At 58.3% G+C, this 13,011-nt stretch carries 13 protein-coding genes; 2 read left to right on the top strand and 11 right to left on the bottom strand.

Features of this window, described 5'->3' with window-relative positions; translation table 11 throughout:
- Positions 1-2 precede the first annotated feature (2 nt).
- A complete protein-coding gene (locus ABLU73_RS11840; RefSeq protein WP_004204246.1) occupies positions 3-632 on the bottom strand; it encodes a hypothetical protein in 630 nt (209 codons plus the stop codon).
- A gap of 92 nt (positions 633-724) precedes the next feature.
- On the opposite strand from ABLU73_RS11840, the gene ABLU73_RS11835 reads away from it, so the two are divergent.
- Positions 725-1,654: a LysR family transcriptional regulator gene (locus ABLU73_RS11835; protein ID WP_049093225.1), complete on the top strand. Its 930-nt coding sequence runs from the start codon at positions 725-727 to the stop codon at positions 1,652-1,654.
- Here the strand turns inward: ABLU73_RS11835 and ABLU73_RS11830 are convergent.
- The 7 genes from ABLU73_RS11830 to ribF form a co-directional block, all read right to left on the bottom strand.
- Complete coding sequence (locus tag ABLU73_RS11830; RefSeq protein WP_049004272.1) at positions 1,617-1,967, bottom strand: DUF805 domain-containing protein; 351 nt, start codon at positions 1,965-1,967, stop codon at positions 1,617-1,619. The genes ABLU73_RS11835 and ABLU73_RS11830 overlap by 38 nt on opposite strands.
- A 29-nt stretch (positions 1,968-1,996) precedes the next feature.
- Positions 1,997-2,911 (bottom strand): ribonucleoside hydrolase RihC, encoded by a 915-nt coding sequence (gene rihC, locus ABLU73_RS11825; protein ID WP_004204242.1) that lies wholly within the window; start codon positions 2,909-2,911, stop codon positions 1,997-1,999.
- 67 nt (positions 2,912-2,978) lie between these two features.
- Positions 2,979-3,929: a 4-hydroxy-3-methylbut-2-enyl diphosphate reductase gene (gene ispH / locus ABLU73_RS11820; protein WP_002887979.1), complete on the bottom strand. Its 951-nt coding sequence runs from the start codon at positions 3,927-3,929 to the stop codon at positions 2,979-2,981.
- Between the two features lies 1 nt (position 3,930).
- Positions 3,931-4,380 carry an FKBP-type peptidyl-prolyl cis-trans isomerase gene (fkpB, locus tag ABLU73_RS11815; protein WP_004204241.1) on the bottom strand — a complete coding sequence of 150 codons (450 nt, stop codon included), beginning with the start codon at positions 4,378-4,380 and terminating at the stop codon, positions 3,931-3,933.
- A gap of 116 nt (positions 4,381-4,496) precedes the next feature.
- The gene (gene lspA, locus ABLU73_RS11810) at positions 4,497-4,997 is read right to left on the bottom strand and encodes a signal peptidase II (RefSeq protein WP_004204239.1); all 501 of its coding nucleotides are present in this window, start codon (positions 4,995-4,997) and stop codon (positions 4,497-4,499) included.
- The gene (ileS, locus tag ABLU73_RS11805; protein ID WP_004204238.1) at positions 4,997-7,813 is read right to left on the bottom strand and encodes an isoleucine--tRNA ligase; all 2,817 of its coding nucleotides are present in this window, start codon (positions 7,811-7,813) and stop codon (positions 4,997-4,999) included. Before ileS ends, lspA begins: the two co-directional genes overlap by 1 nt.
- A gap of 43 nt (positions 7,814-7,856) precedes the next feature.
- Positions 7,857-8,795, bottom strand: a complete 939-nt coding sequence (gene ribF / locus ABLU73_RS11800; protein ID WP_004204236.1) for a bifunctional riboflavin kinase/FAD synthetase — start codon at positions 8,793-8,795, stop codon at positions 7,857-7,859.
- Positions 8,796-9,124: 329 nt separating this feature from the next.
- Here ribF and rpsT point away from each other — a divergent pair, with 329 nt between their 5' ends.
- Positions 9,125-9,388 (top strand): 30S ribosomal protein S20, encoded by a 264-nt coding sequence (gene rpsT / locus ABLU73_RS11795; RefSeq protein WP_002887965.1) that lies wholly within the window; start codon positions 9,125-9,127, stop codon positions 9,386-9,388.
- A gap of 108 nt (positions 9,389-9,496) precedes the next feature.
- Here rpsT and nhaR read toward each other — a convergent pair whose 3' ends face one another.
- The 3 genes from nhaR to dnaJ all read right to left on the bottom strand — a co-directional run bounded on the left by nhaR (position 9,497) and on the right by dnaJ (position 12,932).
- Entirely contained in the window at positions 9,497-10,393 is an 897-nt protein-coding gene (nhaR, locus tag ABLU73_RS11790; protein WP_002887961.1) for a transcriptional activator NhaR, read from the bottom strand.
- Between the two features lie 53 nt (positions 10,394-10,446).
- The gene (gene nhaA / locus ABLU73_RS11785) at positions 10,447-11,622 is read right to left on the bottom strand and encodes a Na+/H+ antiporter NhaA (protein WP_017901221.1); all 1,176 of its coding nucleotides are present in this window, start codon (positions 11,620-11,622) and stop codon (positions 10,447-10,449) included.
- Between the two features lie 176 nt (positions 11,623-11,798).
- Positions 11,799-12,932, bottom strand: coding sequence for a molecular chaperone DnaJ (gene dnaJ, locus ABLU73_RS11780; RefSeq protein WP_002887955.1), 1,134 nt, complete (start codon positions 12,930-12,932; stop codon positions 11,799-11,801).
- Positions 12,933-13,011: the final 79 nt, after the last annotated feature.

Raw genomic sequence — 13,011 nt, 5'->3', positions numbered from 1 at the left:
GTTTACGTCAGGGAATAGCTGATCACCAGCTGCCCCTTCTTCATCTTAATCTGACTAATGACAATGTCGCCCAGCTCCGCCAGACGGGCGACGTGGGTGCCACCGCAGGGATAGGCGGGCAGCTCGCCGAATCCCACTTTGCGCATGCCGTCAGCGAACGTCACCTGACGCGGTAAATCCTGCGCCTGCCATGCCTTTACTAGCGCCAGTAGCGCACTGGCGTCCGGCAGCGCGGCGCTATTCCTGCTGGCAAAGGTTATCCGCCCTTCGCCGGGCCAGTGGTGCGCTTTCACCGGTTGCCAGCCAAGCTGTTCGCCCGCCAGGCCAAGCAGGTGGCCGGCAGAATGCAGACGAGCATGCAGCTGTCTCGCGGAGGCATCAATTTTCATCTCCACTTCACCGAGGGGAAGCAGTTGCGACAGAATATGCAGCACCCTGTCGCCGCGCACAACCACCGTCTCAACGGCCTGTCCGGCAATCCAGCCGCAATCCGCCGGTTGACCGCCCCCTTGCGGGTGAAACAGCGTCCGATCCAGTTCGATGGCGTAACGGCCATCCGCTTCTGCAGTGCAGGCGATGATCTGGGCGCGCCCGTCGGTAGCATCGCTGGTGTAATAAACCCGTTCAGTCATAGTGATTCTCCTCTCTGTTCGCCCAGTATATTATTAATACCGCCAGCGATAATCCCATCATTCGCCAATGCACTCTTGCTCCATGAGCACAAATGAATCTGAACCTCCTGCCCGACCTTGCCCTCTTCGTACAGATCGTCGACCAGGGCAGCTTCTCCGCCGTCGCCCGCCAGAGCGGCATTACCCCTTCCGCGGTTAGCCGTAGCGTGTCGCGGCTGGAGCGAGAGATGGGCTGCAAACTGCTGCAGCGTACCACTCGCAAGCTGCGTCTGAGCGATGCCGGGGAAACGGTTTACCAGCATGCCCAGCAGATGCTGGAAGCGGCGCGACAGGCGATGGATTCCGCCGGCAGTCGCCAAACGGTCGCCCAGGGAAAGCTGACGCTCAGCGTACCGAAAGCCATCGGCCGCTTTGTGATCCATCCGCTGATGATGGCGTTTTTTCACCGTTACCCGCAGGTTGACGTCTGCCTGCGGCTGGAAGATCGCCCTCTGGATTTTATCGATGACGGTATCGATCTGGCGCTACGCATCACCGATACCCCCTCGCCCGGCCTGCATGGCAAACCGCTGATGCCGGTCACGCACGTTATCTGCGCCACTGAAGCCTATTTACAGCGCCACGGTATGCCGCACACGCCGCAGGAACTGCGGGCGCACAGTTGCATCAGCCTTGGCGAAACGCCTGCCGACGCGCGCTGGAAGTTCCGTCGGGAAGGGAAAACCGAAACGGTGCAAACATACGGGCGGTACGCCGCCAACCATACCGCCGTGCGCCTCGACGCGGTTAAGCAGCATCTGGGGATCGGCAGCCTGCCGCTGTTCACCGCCCGCGAGGCGCTGGCGAATGGCGACATTGTGCAGGTGCTGCCCGAGTGGGAATTTATCAGCAGCTATTCCGGCGATCTGTGGCTGCTGTGGGCGGGAGATAAGCATATGCCCGCCAGAATGCGGGCGATGATTGATTATCTCAGCGAGACGGTGCCTACGCTGAACGCAGGCAGCACAGAGCCAGCGAAATAACCGCAAACCACGGAATGATAACCCCCAGCACGAACCAGATCCCGGAGCGGCCGATGTCATGCATCCGCCGGCAGCCAACTGCCAGCAGGGGGATCGCCATCAATAGCAGCCACAGCGCCGCAAAGGGTATGACCACAAAGCTGAGGATGCCGTAGCGAGGGTCTAGGCGGGTTGCCAGACACCAGACGGCCAGCGGCGCGCTGGCGATCAGTAGATTGATAAGAAAAAACGTCCAGAACTGCTGTCGGCTGGCCCGGCCGCTAAAATTAAAGGTCTCTTTCCAGCCGCTCAAATACGCCTGTCCATAGGTCATTGCTTCTCTCCTTGAAGATTGGGTGGGTATTACGGCGCCAGAGCAATCACCTCCGCCGCCCAGCGCTGAAACCCTTCCACGTCGATATCCAGCGCCACCTGGGCGTTCGCCGGCTGACCCAGTCGTCCTTCAATATCCACCACCGTGGTGCCGGCGGTCCAGGTGCCCTGCGTCTCCACCGCCACAAAACATGGCTGCAGAGTGAACAGTTCCGGGCGGGCCAGCCATGCGATAGCGCAGAGATCGTGCATTCGTAGACCACTGCTCATGCTGCCGCTGCGATAGTGGCTAAACAGCGCATGGAGCATTTTACCGGTCTGGTTCAGCGTCGGCAGGGTCGCGAGATAATCTGCCGTCAGCAGCGCCCGATTGGTGACGTCCAGCCCGCACATCACAATCTCCAGCCCGCTGTGGAAGACTTTCGCGGCGGCTTCCGGGTCGATGGCAATATTGAATTCGGCATTCGGTGTAAAGTTGCCGCGGCCCGCCGAGCCGCCCATGATCACCAGCCGGCGAATGTTGAACACGCATTCCGGATACTGGGTCAGCAGCAGCGCAATATTGGTCAGCGGGCCAATCGCCACCAGAGTGATCGGCTCGGCAGCGTGCATAAGCGCATCACGGATCGCCTGGAAGGCCGGCTTCGCCAGCGGTTGACGTTGATGCTCAACAAAGTCATACCCTTCCATACCGGATTCGCCATGCACCGAAGCGGCATCGCGCAGGGGACGCACCAGCGGCATCGAAGCGCCCTGCGCCAGCGGCACATCGGCATGCCAGAAGTGCAGCAGCTGCAGCGCGTTACGGGTCGTCTTCTCCACCGAGACATTGCCCGCCACGGTGGTCATCAGCTGCAGATCCAGCTCGGGAGCGAACAGCGCCGCAGCAATGGCGGCAGCGTCGTCGATGCCCGGGTCAGTATCAAGAATGATCGGTAAGCGCATGGTTTCTCCCTAAAAAAAATGCCAGACGTTAAGTCTGGCATCTTCTCATATTGCAGGCGGAAAGAACTTACTCTACTTCACGGACATCCACACGCAGCTCTTTCGGCACTTCAAAAACGATATTCTCTTCTCGGCCTTCCAGCGGCACCGCTTCGCCACCGCCCAGCTCCTGCAGCCGGGTGATAACGTTCTGCACCAGAATATCCGGCGCCGATGCGCCCGCCGTCACGCCGACGCAGGCCGCATCCTTGACCCAGGCTTCCTGAATATCGGAGGCATCGTCAATCAGGTAGGCTGCCTTACCCATCCGCTGCGCCAGTTCGGCGAGGCGGTTAGAGTTGGAGGAGTTTTTCGAACCGACCACCAGCACCACGTCAGCCTGCTCCGCCAGCGCGCGCACCGCTTCCTGACGGTTAGTGGTGGCATAGCAAATGTCGTCTTTGCGCGGGCCGACGATTTTCGGGAAACGCGCGCGCAGCGCGTCAATCACATCAGAGGTATCGTCCACCGAGAGGGTGGTCTGGGTCATAAACGACAGCCGGGCGTCGTTTTTGACTTCCAGCTTGAGAACATCTTCCGGCGACTCGACCAGGTACATGCCCCCTTGCGGGTTATTGTACTGCCCCATAGTGCCTTCGACTTCCGGGTGTCCGGCATGGCCGATCAGAATCGACTCTTCGCCACGGCGGCTGGCGCGGGCGACTTCCATATGCACTTTCGTCACCAGCGGACAGGTGGCGTCGAACACCGTCAGGTCGCGGCTCTTCGCTTCATTCCGTACCGCCTGCGATACGCCGTGAGCGGAGAAAATCAGGATCGCGCCGTCCGGTACTTCGCTGATCTGTTCGATAAATATGGCGCCGCGCTTGCGCAGGCTATCCACCACATAGCGGTTATGCACCACTTCATGACGAACATAGATCGGCGCGCCGTACAGCGTCAGCGCGTTTTCTACAATGCTGATAGCGCGGTCAACGCCAGCGCAAAAGCCGCGCGGGTTAGCCAACAGGATCTGCATGTTACTCCTCCAGCGCCGGATCGATCTCCAGCACTTCAATATCAAAATGAACGGTGCGCCCGGCCAGCGGATGGTTGAAGTCGACGGTGATGGAATCGCCGTTCACTTCACGGATCACGCCAGGCATTTCGCTGCCATCCATTGCGGTAAAGAGCATAATCGCGCCGATCTCCGGCTCGCCGGCGTCGATAAACTCGCGGCGAGAGAAATACTGAATCAGGTCCGGGCTCGGGACGCCAAAAGCGGCGTCAGGCTCCAGCGAAAAGGCCTTTTTCTCGCCCTCTTTCAGACCAAGAAGCTGTTGCTCCAGCCCTTCAGACAGGGAGGTGTCGCCGAGGCGAAACAGCGCCGGTTTGCCATTGTTACGGGTGGACTCGGCGGTGGATCCATCGTCCAGCTTCAGCGTGAAGTGAACGAGAACCGCGCTGTTGCTCTGTACGGATTTAGACATGCAAATTGCTCGCTTGTTTTAGGTCACCTGTTGCCCGGAGGCGCTACGCTTACCGGGCGACGGGAGACCACACATTCTGTAGGCCGGGCAGGCGTGGCGCCACCCGGCATTAACCTTTACACCTGCTCTTTTGCGGTCGGTTTCGGCAAGAAGCCTTCCAGCACAATCATCGCCGCGCCGATGCAGATAGCGCTATCGGCGAGGTTGAAAGTGGCGAAGTGCCAGTCGCCGACGTAGAAGTCGATCATATCGACCACAAAGCCGTGCCACAGGCGATCGAACAAGTTGCCCAGCGCGCCGCCGATAATCAGGGCGTAGGCAATATTGTTCAGCTTTTGCGACGCCTTCGAACGGTACATCAGTACCGTCAGCACCACGCAAATGCCGATCGCGATCCCGGAAAAGAACCAGCGCTGCCAGCCGCCGCTGTCGGCGAGGAAGCTAAAGGCCGCGCCATAGTTGCGGGCATAATGCAGATTAAGCGACGGGAACAGCGGAACCGTCTCCCCCAGAGCGAAGTTCTGGAGGATCAGGAATTTGCTACCCAGATCGATAATCAGCACGGCTACGACCACCCACAGCCAGCGTAGCCCCGTTGAACAGATCGATTTACTCATCAGGCGAATTTACGTTGCTCGCCGTCACCGGCGACGTTGCTCACACAGCGTCCGCAGATTTCCGCGTGTTCCGCCACCTTGCCGATATCGGTGGTGTAATGCCAGCAGCGCGGGCATTTCTCACCTTCAGCTTTACTCAATGCGACTTTCAGCCCTTTGAGCAGTTCGCTCTGCTGCGCATCAGCAGATGCGCTCGCATAGTCTGCGACGTTCGCCCCGGAGGTCAACAGGACAAATCGCAATTCATCCCCCAGTGCGTTGAGCTTAGCGGCCAGGTCGGCATCAGCATACAGCGTCACCGCAGCTTCCAGCGAACCACCGACTTTCTTATCCGCACGCGCCTGCTCGATCACTTTGTTGACTTCGCCACGGACTTTCAGCAGCTCATCCCAGAAGCCGTCATTCATCGCTTCGTCGTCGGCCAGGCCGAAGAGACCCTGATACCATTCGCCGGTAAAGACGTATTTCTCACGCTCGCCCGGCAGGTAACCCCAGATTTCGTCCGCAGTGAAGGACATGATCGGCGCCATCCAGCGCACCAGCGCTTCCACGATGTGGAACAGCGCGGTCTGGCAGCTGCGACGCGCCACGCTGTCCGCCTTAGCGGTGTACTGGCGGTCTTTGATGATGTCGAGGTAGAACGAGCCCATCTCAATGGAGCAGAAGCGCATCAGGCGCTGCACCACTTCGTGGAAGTCGTAGGATTCGTAGGCTTTCAGGATATCTTCCTGTGCCGCCTGCGCGCAGCCGACCGCCCAGCGATCCAGCACCACCATCTCTTCCGGTTTGACCATGTCTTTTGCCGGATCGAAACCGTTCAGGTTCGCCAGCAGGAAGCGCGCGGTGTTACGGATACGACGATAGCTGTCCGCGGCGCGTTTGAGGATCTCGTCAGAGACCGCCATTTCGCCGGTGTAGTCGGTGGAAGCCACCCACAGGCGCAGGATATCGGCGCCCAGCTTGTTCATCACGTCCTGAGGGCTAACGGTGTTGCCGATAGACTTGGACATTTTGCGCCCCTGACCATCGACGGTGAAGCCGTGGGTCAGTACCTGACGATAGGGCGCTTTGCCTTTCATCGCCGTGGAAATCATCAGCGAGGACATGAACCAGCCGCGATGCTGGTCGGAGCCTTCCAGATACATATCGGCGGCGTGACCGGCGAATTCCGGACGCACGTCAACCACGGAAGAGTGGGTCGATCCGGAGTCAAACCAGACGTCGAGGGTATCCGGCACTTTCTCGTAGCTGTCAGCGTCATCGCCAAGGATGTCGCGGGAATCGAGATCCCACCACGCCTGGATGCCGTCGACTTCAACACGCTTCGCGACTTCTTCCATCAGCTCAAGGGTACGCGGGTGCAGTTCGTGGGTTTCTTTATGCACGAACAGCGACATCGGCACGCCCCAGGTACGCTGACGGGAGATACACCAATCAGGACGGTTGGCGACCATCGATTCGATACGCGCCTGGCCCCAGTCCGGGATCCACTGCACGCCTTTGATCTCTTTCAGCGACTGCGCGCGCAGGCCTTTCTGATCCATGCTCACGAACCACTGCGGGGTGGCGCGGAAGATGATCGGCGACTTGTGGCGCCAGCAGCACGGATAGCTGTGCTGCATTTTTTCCACATGCAGCAGCGCGCCGCGCTCACGCAGCATCTCAACGATGATATCGTTGGCTTTGAAGACGTTGATACCGTCCAGGGACGGATAGGTGCCTGGCAGATAAGCTCCGTCCGGGCCAACCGGGTTAGCGATTTCCAGACCGTATTTCTGGCTGATCGTGTAGTCGTCCGGACCGTGGCCGCCGGCGGTATGCACCGCGCCGGTACCGGCATCCAGCGTCACGTGGTCGCCAAGGATCGCCGGCACGTCGAAATCCAGGAACGGATGCTGGAAACGCATCAGTTCAAGCTCGGCGCCGTTCACCGCCGCCAGGATGGTGTAATCGGCCGCGCCAACGCGCTTCATCACGCTCTCGACCAGGTCTTTCGCCAGGATCAGCGCCTGACCGTCAACCTGCACCAGCGCATAGTCGAACTCCGGCGACAGGGAGATGGCGCGGTTAGCCGGCAGGGTCCACGGAGTGGTGGTCCAGATAACCAGCGACACCGGGCCGTTGACGTCGGCGACGCCGAATTTCGCCAGCACCGCGGCTTTATCTACCGCGTGGAACGCCACGTCGATGGATGGGGAAGTCTTGTCGTAATACTCCACTTCCGCTTCCGCCAGCGCGGAACGGCAGTCTACGCACCAGTGCACCGGCTTGGCGCCTTTATGCAGATGGCCGTTGCCGATGATTTTGCCCAGCGCGCGAATGATATTGGCTTCGGTTTTGAAGTCCATGGTCAGGTACGGATGCGACCAGTCGCCCAGCACGCCGAGGCGAATAAAGTCTTTACGCTGGCCGTCGATCTGCTCGGCGGCATATTCGCGGCACTTGGCGCGGAATTCTGCTGCGGTGAACTTCTCGCCCGGCTTGCCGTATTCCTGCTCTACTTTCAGCTCGATCGGCAGACCGTGGCAGTCCCAGCCCGGAACGTAAGGCGAGTCATAGCCCGTCAGTCCTTTGGACTTAACGATAATGTCTTTCAGAATCTTGTTTACCGAGTGACCAATATGAATGCTGCCATTCGCATAAGGAGGGCCATCATGCAGAATGAAGGTTTTTTTGCCTTTTTTGGCTGCACGAATGATGCCGTACAGGTCATCATCGGTCCAACGCGCCAGCATTCCCGGTTCGCGTTTGGCGAGGTCGCCACGCATAGGGAACCCTGTTTCCGGCAAATTCAGGGTCGATTTATAGTCACTCATCAGATTCTCGGTTCCGTATTTCGGTTTGATAAACACCAGTGGCTCAGGCCTGGCTGGTCAGCCCAAATAATTCGCGGGCCGTTAACTCATCACGTGCGATTTGCGCCTTCAGCTCGTCCAGCGACGCAAACCGCTGCTCATTACGTATCTTTTTACGCAGTACTACATTGATATGGCGACCGTAGAGGTCCATTACAACGTCCAACAGATGCACTTCGAGCTGCTGACGCACGCCCGCTACCGTTGGACGGGTGCCAATATTGGCGACACCGGCGATCGGTTTGTCGCCCAGACCTGTCACTTCTACCGCATAGACCCCTTTAACCGGGGAAACCTGACGACGCAGCGGTAAGTTCGCCGTCGGAAAACCTATGGTACGGCCCAGTTCGTCGCCATGCACGACGCGTCCGGAAATGCTAAACGGATGGCCGAGCAGCGTCTCCGCAAGAAGAAGATCGTCATCGGCCAGCGCCTGACGCACCGCCGTGCTGCTGATCCGCACCCCGCCTTCGCAGAAGGTTTGGGTGCTGGTGACGTCGAAGCCGTATTCCGCCCCCGCCTTTTGTAATAACAAGAAATCCCCCTGGCGACCAGCGCCAAAGCGGAAATCGTCACCGACGGCAAGGAACTGCACGCCCAGGCGGCGCACCAGCAGTTCACTGATAAAATCCTGCGCCGTCAGCGCGGCGAACCGGCGGTCGAAGCGAACGCACAGCACATAGTCGACCCCGCTTTCAGCCAGATAGCTCAGCTTTTCACGCAGGCGGGTCAACCGCGCCGGGGCTTTATCGGCGGCAAAAAGCTCGAGCGGCTGGGGTTCGAAAATCATCACCACCACCGGTAAACCGCGCTGGCGGCCCTCTTCGCGCAATCGCTGCAGCAGCGCCTGATGCCCACGATGCACGCCGTCAAAATTGCCAATGGTCAGCACGCACCCGTGCGGGGCCTGACTGAGATTATGTATGCCGCGTATCAGCTTCATGTCTGGCTCAAAACAGTGAAAATCGTCCGAGTATACCTTGTACAACTGTCAACGTTAACCAGCGATTGCTCCTCGGCAACGAAAGTTCTCAGGAATTCATTCACTCAGCGCGGGTAAGCGGGAAAACCGCCCGCCCCCGGCGATTTTTATGGTGGAAAAGCTGTATTCGCCTGCAACAAGCTGGTAGAATCTTGCGCCATCACTACGTAATGAAGCGCTGTGGTGTTAAACGGCGCTTATTTGCACAAATCCATTGACAAAAGAAGGCTAAACGGGCATATTCCTCGGCCTTTGAATTGTCCATATAGAACACATTTGGGAGTTGGACCTTGGCTAATATCAAATCAGCTAAGAAGCGCGCCGTTCAGTCTGAAAAGGCTCGCAAGCACAACGCTAGCCGTCGCTCTATGATGCGTACTTTCATCAAGAAAGTATACGCAGCTATCGAAGCTGGCGACAAAGCTGCTGCACAAAAAGCATTTAACGAAATGCAACCGATCGTGGACCGTCAGGCTGCTAAAGGTCTGATCCACAAAAACAAAGCTGCGCGTCATAAGGCTAACCTGACCGCTCAGATCAACAAACTGGCTTAATCGCTGCTTGTTGTCGCTTTGTGAAAAAACCCGCGAAAGCGGGTTTTTTTATGCCTGTCATCTTCCCCGCCCTGGCGCGACCTGAGCCACGCCAGCCACGCTTTCCGGCTATCTGGGTTCAGTAAACAGCGACGAATAATCGCGATTGCAGATGCGCTGTACCGCCGGATGCTGAATCATCCGTTCGGCGAAAATAGCGTGATACTCCTCCATCACGCTATCCATGCGGCCAATTTCGACAATCGATTCATCATGATAGAAATCATGCGCGTAGAGCGTCGGCGCGACAAATATCGCATTATGCGCAGCGCCAAAGGCTTTCATGAGCGCCGCGTCGTCAAACTCGCCGAGAATCTCCACCTTCAGACCCTGCACATTAATCCAGTTCAGCAGCTTACGTCCCAGCATCGATCGTCGGCCGGGGATTAGCAGCCGTCGCTCTTCGAGACAAGCCGGGAACGGCTTCGTCGGCGCCGGGTTCATACACCAGAAGCTGACGCTACACTCGCCAATCTTCACCGAAAACAGCCCTTCCTGCTGCGTCGAGTCGATCGGGCAGTCAGAGATAATCATATCGAGCTTATGCTGGCTCAACTGCTCCAGCAGCAGCTCATGGGTGGATTCAAAACAGCGCAGATGAATCTGCTCGCTTTCGACAACGGCGGCATCCAGCACGCCGCTGACCAGCCGCTTCGAGAGCGCATCGGCCACGCCGACGTCAAACAGCAGATTAGACTCTTTGCGATAGTTGACGATGTCGAGCATCTCCTGGCTCAGGGTAAACATCCGGTCGGCATAGCGGAAGACCAACTCCCCGAGCTCGCTCGGCTCCAGCCCTCTTCCCTTGCGCTTGAATAATTTACCCTGCAGACGCTCCTCCAGCGCTTTGATCTGCCCGGTAATGGTCTGCGGCGTCAGAAACAGCGCCTCCGCCGCGCCCACGACAGACCCTTCTTTATAGACGTGCCAGAAGTAGTACAGATGGTTGTAGTTGATATGTGACATGCTTCTCTCCCTGATAATGTCCTGGAGGGCCGGAGAGGCCCTCCGCAGAAAGGTTATACCGCGAGGCGAGTATCCGTCGCGCGCTGACGCAGTATGAGGTATCCGGTGACGGCCGATAACACTGAGCCGATCAAGATGCCAAGCTTGGCCCAGTTGATCAACGCGGGATCCACGTTGCCAAAGGCGAGACTGGCGATAAAAATCGACATCGTAAAGCCAATCCCGCACAGGATACCCACCGCCATAATCTGCCCGCAGGTGGTCCCCTCCGGCAGCGAGGCCCACTTCAGCTTCAGGGCCAGCCAGCAGAACAGGCTGATCCCCAGCGGCTTACCGATAAACAGGCCGGCCATGATGCCCAGAGGCAGCAGCGACGTCAGTCCATCAAGTGTGACCCCTTGCAACGAGACACCCGCGTTGGCAAAGGCAAACAGCGGTAGGATCATAAACGCGACCCACGGGTGCAGGACATGCTCAAGCGCTTTGGCCGGGGATTTACCCTGCTTTTCCTGTAACGGAATCATAAAGCCGACGATGACTCCGGCAAGCGTCGCGTGAACGCCGGACTTCAGCACCGCCGTCCACAGCACCGCGCCGACCAGAATATAGATCCCAGTGCGCCGCACGCCGCTCAGATTCAGGGCCACCAGCACCGCAATCGCCGCCGCCGCCACGCCCAACGAGAGCATTGACAGGTCGTGGGTATAAAACAGCGCGATAATCACGATAGCCCCCAGGTCATCAATGATCGCCAGCGCCATCAGGAAAATCTTTAGCGCCGTCGGGACGCGGCTGCCTAACAGCGCCAGCACGCCGAGGGCAAAGGCAATATCCGTCGCTGCCGGGATCGCCCATCCCTCTCTGGCGACAGGATCCTGAGCGTTAAAGGCCAGATAGACCAGCGCCGGGACGATCATCCCGCCGAGCGCGGCAATCACCGGAAAGACCGCCTGACGACGACTCGCCAGCGAGCCCTGAATCAGCTCGCGTTTGACCTCGAGGCCAATCAGCAAGAAGAACACCGCCATCAGGGCATCATTGATCCAGAGCAGCATATTCTTGTTGATCTCCAGCGCCCCCACCCGCAGCTGTACAGGCGTATCAAGGAAGGAGTGATACAGACCGCTGGTCACGCTGGTATTGGCCATGACCATCGCCAGCACCGCGGCGATGATTAAGACAATGCCGCCGGAAGCATCGCTACTGAAGAATCGTTGCAGATGTTTCACTTTTACTTTCATCCTGTTGGTGAATAACTCGATAAAAGCATAATACACAAACTGATAACTCGAAAAAATCAGATTTAAGTTGAGTAAACATTCGATTTTTACGAATCAAAGAGGAGCGATAAGACAAAAAAAGCCCGGGCAGCAAAGGCCCGGGCCAGGAGTCAGCGAAAGCGGAATTAGCGGGTCAAATCGTCGAAGAACTTCTTCACACCGTCGAAGAAGCTTTTCGAACGCGGGCTGTTGTTTTCCCCGGTCGGGCCGCCGAAGCTTTCCTGCAGCTCTTTCAGCAGCTGCTTCTGCTTCTCGTTCAGCCCCACCGGCGTCTCCACCACCACCCGGCACAGCAGATCGCCCTGCGCGCCGCCGCGAACGGATTTCACGCCTTTGCCGCGCATGCGGAACAGCTTGCCGGTCTGGGTTTCGCCCGGAATCTTGAGATTGACGCGGCCGTCGAGCGTCGGGACCTCAATCTCGCCGCCCAGCGCTGCCATGGTGAAGTTGATCGGCACTTCGCAGTACAGGTTATTGCCTTCACGCTCAAAGATAGCGTGCTGCTTCACCTGGACCTGAACGTACAGATCGCCTGCCGGTGCGCCATGCTCGCCGGCTTCACCTTCGCCCGCCAGACGGATCCGGTCTCCGGTATCCACGCCCGCCGGGATTTTAACCGACAGGGTTTTGGTCTTCTCAACGCGGCCGTGACCATGACATTTATTGCACGGATCTTTAATCAGCGTACCGCGTCCCTGACAGTGCGGACAGGTCTGCTGTACCGCAAAGAAGCCCTGACGCATCTGTACCTGGCCTGCGCCATGACAGGTCGGACAGGTTTGCGGTTTGCTGCCTGCTTTGGCGCCGCTGCCGTGGCAGACGTCGCACTCTTCCAGCGTCGGAATACGGATCTCTTTGGTGACGCCACGTACCGCTTCTTCCAGCGTCAGCTCCATGTTGTAACGGAGATCGGCGCCGCGCGCCGCGCGCTGCCGGCCACGTCCGCCGCCAAAGATATCGCCGAAAACATCGCCAAAGATATCGCTGAAGTCCGCACCGCCGCCAAAACCGCCGCCGCCGCCCATGCCGCCCTGCTCAAAGGCCGCGTGGCCGTACTGATCGTAGGCCGCACGCTTCTGGGCATCAGTCAGGATTTCATACGCTTCTTTGATTTCTTTAAATTTGGCTTCGGCCTCTTTATCACCCTGGTTGCGGTCCGGGTGATACTTCATGGCCAGGCGCTTATAAGCCTTTTTGATTTCACGCTCTTCCGCTGTTTTGGAGACGCCTAAAATCTCGTAGTAATCTTGCTTTGCCATCGGTGTTTTTCAGCCCCTTAACATGCGTGCACGGGCGGAGAGGAAACCTCTTCGCCCGTGCCAGTGTTTTACCCGTTCA

The organism is Klebsiella sp. GG_Kp175 (genome assembly GCF_040062325.1).
Lineage (GTDB): Bacteria > Pseudomonadota > Gammaproteobacteria > Enterobacterales > Enterobacteriaceae > Klebsiella > Klebsiella quasipneumoniae.
The sequence above is the reverse complement of the archived record's forward strand: the minus strand, read 5'-3'. Positions and strand labels throughout refer to the sequence as shown.

Coding starts and splice junctions, on each gene's coding strand:
- ABLU73_RS11840 (WP_004204246.1), bottom strand. CDS start 632: ATGACTGAACGGGTTTATTACACCAGCGATGCTACCGACGGGCGCGCC.
- ABLU73_RS11835 (WP_049093225.1), top strand. CDS start 725: ATGAATCTGAACCTCCTGCCCGACCTTGCCCTCTTCGTACAGATCGTC.
- ABLU73_RS11830 (WP_049004272.1), bottom strand. CDS start 1,967: ATGACCTATGGACAGGCGTATTTGAGCGGCTGGAAAGAGACCTTTAAT.
- rihC (WP_004204242.1), bottom strand. CDS start 2,911: ATGCGCTTACCGATCATTCTTGATACTGACCCGGGCATCGACGACGCT.
- ispH (WP_002887979.1), bottom strand. CDS start 3,929: ATGCAGATCCTGTTGGCTAACCCGCGCGGCTTTTGCGCTGGCGTTGAC.
- fkpB (WP_004204241.1), bottom strand. CDS start 4,380: ATGTCTAAATCCGTACAGAGCAACAGCGCGGTTCTCGTTCACTTCACG.
- lspA (WP_004204239.1), bottom strand. CDS start 4,997: ATGAGTAAATCGATCTGTTCAACGGGGCTACGCTGGCTGTGGGTGGTC.
- ileS (WP_004204238.1), bottom strand. CDS start 7,813: ATGAGTGACTATAAATCGACCCTGAATTTGCCGGAAACAGGGTTCCCT.
- ribF (WP_004204236.1), bottom strand. CDS start 8,795: ATGAAGCTGATACGCGGCATACATAATCTCAGTCAGGCCCCGCACGGG.
- nhaR (WP_002887961.1), bottom strand. CDS start 10,393: ATGTCACATATCAACTACAACCATCTGTACTACTTCTGGCACGTCTAT.
- dnaJ (WP_002887955.1), bottom strand. CDS start 12,932: ATGGCAAAGCAAGATTACTACGAGATTTTAGGCGTCTCCAAAACAGCG.